This window comes from Pseudomonas sp. PA-4-8C (assembly GCF_021606625.1).
GTDB classification, from domain to species: Bacteria; Pseudomonadota; Gammaproteobacteria; order Pseudomonadales; family Pseudomonadaceae; genus Aquipseudomonas; species Aquipseudomonas lactis.
Genome location: NZ_WKCD01000216.1, coordinates 1 through 9,685, shown reverse-complemented (window position 1 = coordinate 9,685; position 9,685 = coordinate 1). Strand labels below are relative to the sequence as shown.

Genomic DNA, 9,685 nt, shown 5'->3' with positions numbered 1-9,685 from the left:
GGTCAAGCTGCGCTGGAATATGGCCTGAAAAACCTCGACGTTAACGTCAAGGGTCCAGGTCCAGGTCGTGAGTCTGCTGTCCGTGCTTTGAACGGCTGTGGCTATAAGATCGCCAGCATCACCGACGTGACGCCAATCCCGCACAACGGGTGCCGTCCGCCGAAGAAGCGCCGCGTGTAATCCAGGAGATTGTAAAGAATGGCTCGTTACATTGGTCCAAAATGCAAACTCGCTCGTCGCGAAGGCACCGATCTCTTCCTGAAGAGCGGCGTGCGCGCGATCGAATCGAAGTGCAACATTGAAGCAGCACCTGGTATCCACGGCCAACGCCGCGGTCGCCAGTCCGACTACGGCACCCAACTGCGTGAAAAGCAGAAGGTCCGTCGTATCTACGGCGTTCTCGAGCGTCAGTTCAGCGGCTACTACAAAGAAGCTGCTGGCAAGAAAGGTGCAACCGGTGAAAACCTGCTGCAACTGCTCGAATGCCGTCTGGACAACGTTGTATACCGTATGGGCTTTGGTTCGACTCGTGCCGAATCCCGTCAGCTGGTATCGCACAAGTCGATCAGCGTTAACGGTCAGACCGTAAACGTTCCGTCCTACCAGGTTCGTGCTGGTGACGTGGTCGCAGTTCGCGAGAAAGCAAAAAACCAACTTCGCATTGTCCAAGCTCTCGATCTGTGTGCCCAACGTGGCCGCGTAGAATGGGTAGAAGTAGACACTGAGAAGAAGTCGGGCGTTTTCAAGAACGTTCCTGCTCGCAGTGATCTGTCCGCCGACATCAACGAAAGCCTGATTGTCGAGCTCTACTCCAAGTAAGGGCTAGAAAATAGGTGCATCCATGCAGATTTCGGTAAATGAGTTCCTGACACCCCGCCACATTGATGTGCAGGTTGTCAGTCCAACCCGCGCCAAAATTACTCTCGAGCCTCTCGAGCGTGGTTTTGGCCACACCCTGGGCAACGCGCTGCGCCGCATCCTGTTGTCCTCAATGCCCGGCTGTGCAGTAGTCGAGGCCGAGATTGACGGTGTGCTCCACGAGTACAGCGCCATCGAAGGTGTACAGGAAGACGTAATTGAAATCCTGTTGAACCTTAAAGGTCTGGCTATCAAGCTGCACGGCCGTGACGAAGTTACGCTGACCTTGTCGAAGAAGGGTTCGGGGGTGGTTACCGCTGCCGATATTCAGCTGGATCATGATGTCGAGATCGTTAACCCCGATCACGTAATCGCTAACCTGGCGTCTAACGGCGCCCTGAACATGAAGCTCACTGTAGCTCGTGGTCGTGGTTATGAACCGGCCGACTCGCGTCAGAGCGATGAAGACGAAAGCCGCAGCATTGGTCGCTTGCAGCTTGACTCTTCGTTCAGCCCGGTTCGCCGTATCGCATACGTGGTGGAAAACGCCCGTGTCGAACAGCGTACTAACCTGGACAAGCTGGTTATTGATCTGGAAACCAACGGTACCCTGGATCCTGAAGAGGCTATCCGCCGCGCTGCAACCATTCTGCAACAGCAGTTGGCTGCGTTCGTCGACCTCAAAGGTGACAGCGAACCAGTGGTAATCGAGCAGGAAGACGAGATCGATCCGATCCTGCTTCGCCCGGTTGACGATCTGGAACTGACTGTACGTTCGGCTAACTGCCTTAAGGCGGAAAACATTTACTACATCGGTGACCTGATCCAGCGCACCGAAGTAGAACTGTTGAAGACTCCGAACCTGGGCAAGAAATCCTTGACTGAAATCAAGGACGTTCTGGCCTCCCGCGGTCTGTCCCTCGGCATGCGCCTCGACAACTGGCCGCCTGCAAGTCTTAAGAAGGACGACAAGGCGACTGCCTGATCGTCGTAATCACCGAACGTGAGTTTGGTAAGGAATGAACCATGCGTCATCGTAAAAGTGGTCGTCACCTGAGCCGTACCAGCTCGCACCGCAAGGCCATGTTCCAAAACATGGCGGTGTCGCTGTTCGAGCACGAGCTGATCAAAACTACACTGCCGAAAGCTAAAGAACTGCGTCGCGTTGCTGAGCCGCTGATCACTTTGGCCAAGACAGACAGCCTGGCTAACCGCCGTCTGGCTTTCGACCGTACTCGTTCGAAAGCTATCGTTGGTAAGCTCTTCAACGACCTGGGCAAGCGTTACGCTACCCGTGAGGGTGGCTACCTGCGCATCCTCAAGTGCGGTTTCCGCGCTGGCGACAACGCGCCTATGGCGTACGTCGAGTTGGTTGATCGTGCTACTGCCGGCGAAGCTGTAAGCGCCGAGTAAGACGACAAGCTGCAACGAGAAACCGGGCCTAGTGCCCGGTTTTTTGTGCGCGTAACAAAAGCGCGCTGCGTACAAGAATCCTCAAGCGACACGCTTCACTATGAGCGTTGGGTATGTTGGTAGTTATTTTCTATTGAAGCCTACAATTTAATGAATTTGTAGGTGCCATGTGGATGGTCAATACTCCCTCCAAGCCGATTAGCCGGCAGTTCCAAGTCCGACCTGAGGAAGATTGCGCATGAGCCAGAATAAAGTCCTTACCACCGCCAGCGGCGCACCCGTTGCGGACAACCAGAACTCACGTTCCGCCGGCCCACGTGGCCCCTTGTTGCTCGACGATTTCCACCTGATCGAGAAGCTCGCTCACTTCAACCGTGAAAATATCCCTGAGCGTCGCGTGCACGCCAAAGGTTCGGGCGCCTACGGTACCTTCACTGTAACTAAAGACATTACCCAGTACACCAGCGCCAAGTTGTTCGAGTCCGTTGGCAAGCAGACGCCTACGTTCCTGCGTTTTTCTACCGTAGGCGGTGAGCGTGGTTCGGCTGACACTGAGCGCGATCCACGTGGCTTCGCCTTGAAGTTCTACACCGAGGAAGGTAACTGGGACATCGTCGGTAACAACACCCCTGTGTTCTTTATCCGTGACCCGCTGAAATTCCCGGACTTTATCCACACCCAGAAGCGTCTGCCCCAAAGCAATCTGAAAAGCGCACAAATGATGTGGGATTTCTGGTCGCATTCCCCGGAGGCGCTGCACCAGGTCACCATTCTGTTTTCGGACCGTGGCATCCCAGACGGCTACCGTCACATGCACGGCTTCGGCAGCCACACTTACAGTCTGATCAACGCCAAGGGCGAACGCCAATGGGTGAAGTGGCACTACAAGACCAAGCAAGGCATCAAGAACCTGGCGCCGGCCGAGGCTGCACGCCTGGCGGGTACCGACCCTGACTACGCCCAGCGTGATCTGTTTGGTGCGATCGAGCGCGGTGACTTCCCGAAATGGCGCGTCTGCATCCAGATCATGACTGAGGCTCAAGCAAACGCTCATTACGAGAACCCGTTTGACGTGACCAAGACCTGGTCGCAAAAAGAATTCCCTTTGATTGAAGTGGGTGAGTTGGAGCTCAATCGTAATCCGCAGAACTACTTCGCCGAAGTCGAGCAGGCCGCATTTGGCCCAAGCAATATGGTCCCAGGCGTTGGCCTGTCGCCGGACCGCATGCTGCAAGGCCGGGTCTTCGCCTACGCTGATGCGCACCGCTACCGTGTGGGCACCAACCACCAGCAACTGCCGGTGAACGCGCCACGTAGCCCGGTTAACAGCTACCAGCGTGACGGCTCCATGGCTTTCGGTAGTAACGGCGGTGCGGCTCCGAACTACGAGCCAAACAGCTATGCCGATGCACCGAAACAAGCCCCGCAGTATGCAGAGCCGGCACTGGCCCTGAGCGGCGCCGCTGATCGCTACGATCATCGTGAAGACACGGACTACTACAGCCACGCCGGTGCGCTGTTCCGTCTGATGAATGATGAGCAGAAAGCCCTGCTCACCAATAACATCGCCGGTGCTATGGGTGGCGTTTCCAGCGACGTGGTCCAGCGTCAACTGCAGCACTTCTATAAGGCTGACCCGGCTTATGGAGAAGCAATCGCAAAGGCACTGGGTGTATCGCTTAACTGACTCTAAACGATAAGCAGAACCGCCCTCATTTGGGCGGTTTTTGCGTTATTTCAGCTACTTTTCTCCGGAAATCTTCACTTTTCTGCCGTTTGTCCCGTGACCTTCAAGTCAGCATGGTTCAAACTACAGTCTTTCAAGCAGGGAGATGTAGGGCGATGCAAGGTCACCCCGACGTAATCGATTACCTCAACACGTTGCTGACGGGCGAACTGGCAGCTCGTGACCAATATTTCATCCATTCGCGTATGTACGAAGACTGGGGCTTTACTGAGCTCTACGAGCGTATCAACCACGAGATGGAAGAAGAAGCACAGCACGCTGACGCCCTGATGCGCCGTATCCTGATGCTCGAAGGCACGCCGCGTATGCGTCCTGATGATCTGGACGTGGGTACCACAGTGCCTGACATGCTCGCTGCCGATCTTCGCCTTGAGTACAAGGTCCGTGCCGCACTCTGCAAGGGCATCGAGCTTTGCGAGCAGCACAACGACTATGTCACCCGGGAAATACTGCGGGTGCAGTTGAATGACACCGAAGAAGATCACACCTACTGGCTGGAAAAGCAGTTGGGCCTGATCAAGCTGATCGGCCTGGAGAATTACCTGCAATCGCAGTTCTGATTCCCGGCTATAAAAAGCCCCTGTCACCGCAAAGTGACAGGGGCTTTTTATTGGACGATGAAAAGATCAGGCCCGATCGCGTTCCAGCAATGGTTTCAGGTAGTAACCGGTGTGCGACTGAGGCATTTCGGAAACCTGCTCCGGCGTGCCCACTGCGATGATCTGGCCACCCTTCGAGCCACCTTCCGGCCCCAGGTCTACCAGCCAGTCGGCCGTCTTGATCACATCAAGGTTGTGCTCGATCACCACCACGGTATTGCCGTGGTCCCGCAAGCGGTGGAGTACGTCCAGCAACTGCTGGATATCCGCAAAGTGCAGGCCAGTGGTCGGCTCATCGAGGATGTACAAGGTTTTGCCAGTATCGCGCTTGGACAGCTCGCGAGACAGCTTGACCCGCTGCGCCTCGCCACCTGACAGCGTGGTCGCGGACTGCCCCAGCTTGATGTACGACAGGCCCACATCCATCAGCGTCTGCAGTTTGCGCGCCAACGCCGGCACTGCGTCGAAGAACTCGCGAGCTTCCTCGATGGTCATTTCCAGGGTCTCGTGAATGCTCTTGCCCTTGTACTTGATCTCCAGGGTCTCGCGGTTGTAGCGCTTGCTCTTGCACACATCGCACGGCACGTAGATGTCCGGCAGGAAGTGCATCTCCACCTTGATCAGGCCATCGCCCTGGCACGCTTCACAGCGCCCGCCCTTGACGTTGAACGAGAACCGGCCTGGCCCATAACCTCGTGAGCGCGACTCTGGCACGCCAGCGAACAACTCACGGATAGGCGTAAACAGCCCGGTGTAGGTGGCTGGGTTTGAACGCGGCGTACGCCCAATCGGGCTCTGGTCGATATCGACCACCTTGTCCAGATGCTCCAGGCCCTTGATGCTGTCGTGGGCCGCTGCTTCCAGGGTGGTCGCGCCGTTCAGGGCGGTGGCACTCAGGGGGAACAGGGTGTTGTTGATCAGCGTCGACTTGCCCGAACCGGAAACACCGGTCACGCAGGTCAGCAGGCCCAGCGGAATCTCCAGGTCGACATTGCGCAGGTTGTTGCCGCGCGCGCCCTTGAGATGCAGCGCCATCTTCTTGTTACGCGGCGTTCGCTTGGCGGGTACTTCAATTTTCACACGGCCGGACAAGTATTTGCCGGTCAGTGAATCAGGATGTGCCATCACCTCGGCAGGCGTGCCTTCAGCAACAATATGGCCACCATGCACGCCCGCGCCGGGGCCGATATCGACCACGTAGTCCGCCAGGCGGATAGCGTCTTCATCATGCTCGACCACGATTACGGTATTGCCGATATCGCGCAGGTGTTTGAGCGTGCCCAGTAGGCGGTCGTTATCGCGTTGGTGCAAGCCAATCGACGGCTCGTCGAGGATATACAGCACGCCCACAAGACCGGCGCCAATCTGGCTGGCCAGGCGAATGCGCTGTGCCTCACCGCCAGACAAGGTATCGGCGCTGCGGTCCAGCGACAGATAGTCCAAGCCCACGTTAACCAGAAACTGCAATCGCTCGCGAATCTCTTTGAGGATCTTGTCGGCAATTTCCCCGCGACGACCGGTCAGCTTCAGCACGCCAAAGTATTCACAGGCATCGCCGATCGGCAGGTTGGTCACTGCCGGCAGGGTCTTCTCGCCTACCCATACATGCCGGGCTTCACGGCGCAGACGCGTGCCACGGCAATCCGGGCAAGGCTGTGTGCTGAGGAATTTCGCCAACTCCTCGCGCACGCTCGCCGATTCGGTTTCGCGGTAGCGGCGTTCCAGGTTCGGCACGATGCCTTCGAACGGGTGCGAGCGCTTGACGATATCGCCACGGTCGTTCAGGTACTTGAAGTCGACGTTCTGAGAACCGCTGCCATTGAGAATGACCTTCTGCTGGTCTGCCGGCAATTGGTTGAACGGCACTTCCAGGCTGAACTTGTAGTGGGACGCCAGCGACCCAAGCATCTGGAAGTAGTAGACGTTACGCCTGTCCCAGCCGCGTATCGCACCCTCGGCCAAGGTCAGTTCGCCATTGACCAGGCGCTTGATATCGAAAAACTGCTTCACACCCAGGCCGTCGCAGGTCGGGCAGGCGCCGGCCGGGTTGTTGAAGGAAAACAGCTTGGGTTCCAGCTCACTGATGGCATGGCCACAAATCGGGCAGGCGAACCGCGCGGAGAAGATGATCTCTTCGCCCGGCTCGTCATCCATCGGCGCTACCAGGGCAATGCCATCGGCCAGCTTCAGCGCGGTTTCGAACGATTCCGCCAAACGCTGCTGCAGGTCGGCGCGCACCTTGAATCGGTCCACCACCACATCAATGGAGTGCTTTTTCTGCTTGTCCAGCTTCGGCGCTTCATCCAGCTCGTAGAGCTTGCCGTTGATGCGCGCTCGCACGAAGCCCTGGGCCCGCAGCTCTTCGAAGACCGACAGGTGTTCACCCTTGCGCTCGCGAATGACGGGCGCCAGCAGCATCAGCTTGGCGCCTTCGGGCTGGGCCAGCACCAGGTCGACCATCTGGCTGACGGTCTGGGCTTCCAGGGGGATATCGTGGTCCGGGCAACGGGGGATACCCACGCGTGCGTAGAGCAGGCGCAGGTAGTCGTAGATCTCGGTAATGGTACCCACGGTAGAGCGCGGGTTGTGGGACGTGGACTTCTGCTCGATGGAAATAGCCGGCGACAGGCCTTCAATGGTGTCGACATCGGGCTTTTCCATCATCGACAGGAACTGCCGGGCGTAGGCCGACAGCGATTCCACATAGCGACGCTGACCTTCGGCATACAGCGTGTCGAACGCCAGGGACGATTTGCCGGAGCCGGACAAGCCGGTGATGACGATCAGTTTGTCCCGGGGCAGGGTCAGGTCGATGTTCTTCAGGTTGTGGGTTCTAGCCCCACGAATCAGGATCTTGTCCAAGATGGCCTCGCACGGCGGGCGTAAATGATGCCGGAGTATACGGCTAAAGACTGGATGAATATACACTGTCAAAACGCCGCTTGCAGCCTTACATGAAAGCTGCGCGGCAAAGCGCCGCATATACCCTCTCAATCGATGGGACTGGTAGAATCGCCGCCGGTTCACACGAGGTTTTTCCATGCACGATCCCCACAGCGAACGCATGAGTAGCGGCGAGACCCGAGCGGCAAGCGGGCTGGCCCTGGTGTTCGCCTTCCGTATGCTGGGCATGTTTATGGTGTTGCCGGTGCTGGCCACCTATGGGATGGATCTCGCAGGCGCCACCCCCGCCTTGATCGGCCTGGCGATTGGCGCCTATGGCCTGACCCAGGCGATTTTCCAGATTCCGTTCGGGATTATTTCCGACCGCATTGGCCGTCGCCCGGTGATCTATCTCGGGCTGATCGTATTCGCCCTTGGCAGTGTGCTCGCGGCCCAGTCCGATTCGATCTGGGGCGTGATCGCCGGGCGCATCCTGCAGGGCGCCGGTGCGATCTCCGCCGCCGTGATGGCGCTGCTCTCGGACCTGACCCGCGAACAACACCGCACCAAGGCCATGGCGATGATCGGCATGACCATCGGCCTGTCGTTTGCCGTGGCCATGGTGGTCGGCCCCTTGCTCACGCGCGCGTTCGGCTTGCATGGGCTGTTCCTGGCCACGGGCGGCATGGCGTTGTTTGGCATCCTGATTGTGGCGTTTATGGTGCCGCGCTCCACCGGCACCCTGGCGCACCGTGAATCGGGCGTTGCACGCAAGGCGTTGCTGCCGACGCTCAAGCACCCGGACCTGCTGCGCCTGGATTTAGGTATCTTCGTATTACACGCCATGCTGATGTGCAGCTTCGTCGCCTTGCCCCTGGCCCTGGTGGAAAAAGCCGGGCTGCCCAAGGAACAGCACTGGTGGGTCTACCTCACTGCGTTGTTGATTTCGTTCTTCGCCATGATCCCGTTCATCATCTATGGCGAGAAGAAACGCAAAATGAAACGAGTTTTACTCGGCGCCGTCGCGACATTGATGCTCACTGAACTATTCTTCTGGCAGTTCGGCGACAGCCTGCGCGCACTGGTGATCGGCACGGTGGTGTTTTTCACCGCGTTCAACCTGCTCGAGGCGTCGTTGCCGTCACTGATCAGTAAAGTTTCACCGGCAGGCGGCAAGGGCACGGCCATGGGGGTGTATTCCACCAGCCAGTTCCTGGGCTCCGCGTTGGGCGGTATCATGGGCGGCTGGATGTTCCAGCATGGCGGTTTGTCGGTTGTGTTCCTTGGATGCGCCGCGCTGGCTGCACTTTGGCTGGTCTTTGCTGTTACCATGCGCGAACCTCCCTACGTCACCAGCCTGCGTTTGCCGCTATCGCCCGAGGCGATCCGCGAAGCCGGCCTGGTCGAGCGCCTGAAGGCCGTGGTAGGGGTAACGGATGCAGTGGTGGTCGCTGAAGAGGCGGCCATTTACATCAAATTGGACACCGAATTATTGGATCGCGCGACGCTCGAGCAACTGGTCAACCCAGTGCCGACAGCGCGCCCAGCCTAGGAGAACGTTATGGCCCGTGGGGTTAACAAAGTCATATTGGTCGGTACTTGCGGCCAGGATCCCGAAGTTCGCTACTTGCCTAACGGTAATGCTGTGACCAACCTGAGCCTGGCGACCAGCGAACAGTGGACCGACAAGCAGACCAACGAGCGCAAAGAGAAAACCGAGTGGCACCGCGTGTCGTTGTTCGGCAAGGTCGCAGAGATCGCCGGTGAATACCTGCGCAAAGGTTCGCAGGTGTACATCGAAGGCAAACTGCAAACCCGTGAGTGGGAAAAAGACGGCATCAAGCGTTACACCACCGAAATCGTGGTCGACATGCAAGGCACCATGCAACTGCTGGGCGGCCGTCCACAGGGCGACCAACAGGGCCAGGGCGGCATGTCCAACTCGGCACCGCGCCCACAGCAGTCGCGTCCGCAGCCAAGCCAGCAGCCACAGCGTGAGTCGCGCCCAGCGCCACAACAGGCTGCTCCGCAACCGGCTCCGGATTTCGACAGTTTTGATGACGATATCCCGTTCTAAGGTCCAAGACCGACCCTGAACAAACAAAACCCCCGATAGCGAAAGCATCGGGGGTTTTTTATGGGCAATGCCCAGGTGTCGGTGCACGGGATGCCTTTGTGCAAACAG

9 protein-coding genes are annotated in these 9,685 nt (G+C 58.0%); 8 read left to right on the top strand and 1 reads right to left on the bottom strand.

What is annotated here, in order from left to right; translation table 11 throughout:
* From rpsK to bfr, 6 genes are all read left to right on the top strand, one after another.
* Positions 1-180, top strand: a 180-nt coding sequence (gene rpsK / locus GIW04_RS23125; protein ID WP_236479223.1) for a 30S ribosomal protein S11, incomplete at its 5' end; no start/stop codon positions are given.
* Between the two features lie 18 nt (positions 181-198).
* Entirely contained in the window at positions 199-819 is a 621-nt protein-coding gene (rpsD, locus tag GIW04_RS23120; protein ID WP_003176404.1) for a 30S ribosomal protein S4, read from the top strand.
* 22 nt (positions 820-841) lie between these two features.
* Positions 842-1,843: a DNA-directed RNA polymerase subunit alpha gene (locus tag GIW04_RS23115; protein ID WP_003176403.1), complete on the top strand. Its 1,002-nt coding sequence runs from the start codon at positions 842-844 to the stop codon at positions 1,841-1,843.
* A gap of 41 nt (positions 1,844-1,884) precedes the next feature.
* Positions 1,885-2,271, top strand: a complete 387-nt coding sequence (gene rplQ / locus GIW04_RS23110) for a 50S ribosomal protein L17 (protein ID WP_003176402.1) — start codon at positions 1,885-1,887, stop codon at positions 2,269-2,271.
* Between the two features lie 238 nt (positions 2,272-2,509).
* The gene (locus GIW04_RS23105) at positions 2,510-3,958 is read left to right on the top strand and encodes a catalase (RefSeq protein ID WP_120248731.1); all 1,449 of its coding nucleotides are present in this window, start codon (positions 2,510-2,512) and stop codon (positions 3,956-3,958) included.
* 155 nt (positions 3,959-4,113) lie between these two features.
* A complete protein-coding gene (gene bfr, locus GIW04_RS23100) occupies positions 4,114-4,578 on the top strand; it encodes a bacterioferritin (RefSeq protein WP_003176400.1) in 465 nt (154 codons plus the stop codon).
* 66 nt (positions 4,579-4,644) lie between these two features.
* On the opposite strand, the gene uvrA is transcribed toward bfr, so the two are convergent.
* Positions 4,645-7,479 (bottom strand): excinuclease ABC subunit UvrA, encoded by a 2,835-nt coding sequence (gene uvrA / locus GIW04_RS23095; protein ID WP_003194630.1) that lies wholly within the window; start codon positions 7,477-7,479, stop codon positions 4,645-4,647.
* A gap of 178 nt (positions 7,480-7,657) precedes the next feature.
* Here uvrA and GIW04_RS23090 point away from each other — a divergent pair, with 178 nt between their 5' ends.
* Both GIW04_RS23090 and GIW04_RS23085 read left to right on the top strand, forming a co-directional pair.
* Entirely contained in the window at positions 7,658-9,052 is a 1,395-nt protein-coding gene (locus GIW04_RS23090) for an MFS transporter (protein WP_034133877.1), read from the top strand.
* Positions 9,053-9,061: 9 nt separating this feature from the next.
* Entirely contained in the window at positions 9,062-9,577 is a 516-nt protein-coding gene (locus tag GIW04_RS23085) for a single-stranded DNA-binding protein (protein WP_003194626.1), read from the top strand.
* The last annotated feature ends 108 nt before the right edge of the window (positions 9,578-9,685 follow it).

What these genes read in the sequence shown, in the direction of transcription:
- GIW04_RS23105 (WP_120248731.1), top strand. Translation starts at nt 2,510, where the DNA reads ATGAGCCAGAATAAAGTCCTTACCACCGCCAGCGGCGCACCCGTTGCG.
- GIW04_RS23115 (WP_003176403.1), top strand. Translation starts at nt 842, where the DNA reads ATGCAGATTTCGGTAAATGAGTTCCTGACACCCCGCCACATTGATGTG.
- rpsD (WP_003176404.1), top strand. Translation starts at nt 199, where the DNA reads ATGGCTCGTTACATTGGTCCAAAATGCAAACTCGCTCGTCGCGAAGGC.
- GIW04_RS23090 (WP_034133877.1), top strand. Translation starts at nt 7,658, where the DNA reads ATGCACGATCCCCACAGCGAACGCATGAGTAGCGGCGAGACCCGAGCG.
- bfr (WP_003176400.1), top strand. Translation starts at nt 4,114, where the DNA reads ATGCAAGGTCACCCCGACGTAATCGATTACCTCAACACGTTGCTGACG.
- rplQ (WP_003176402.1), top strand. Translation starts at nt 1,885, where the DNA reads ATGCGTCATCGTAAAAGTGGTCGTCACCTGAGCCGTACCAGCTCGCAC.
- GIW04_RS23085 (WP_003194626.1), top strand. Translation starts at nt 9,062, where the DNA reads ATGGCCCGTGGGGTTAACAAAGTCATATTGGTCGGTACTTGCGGCCAG.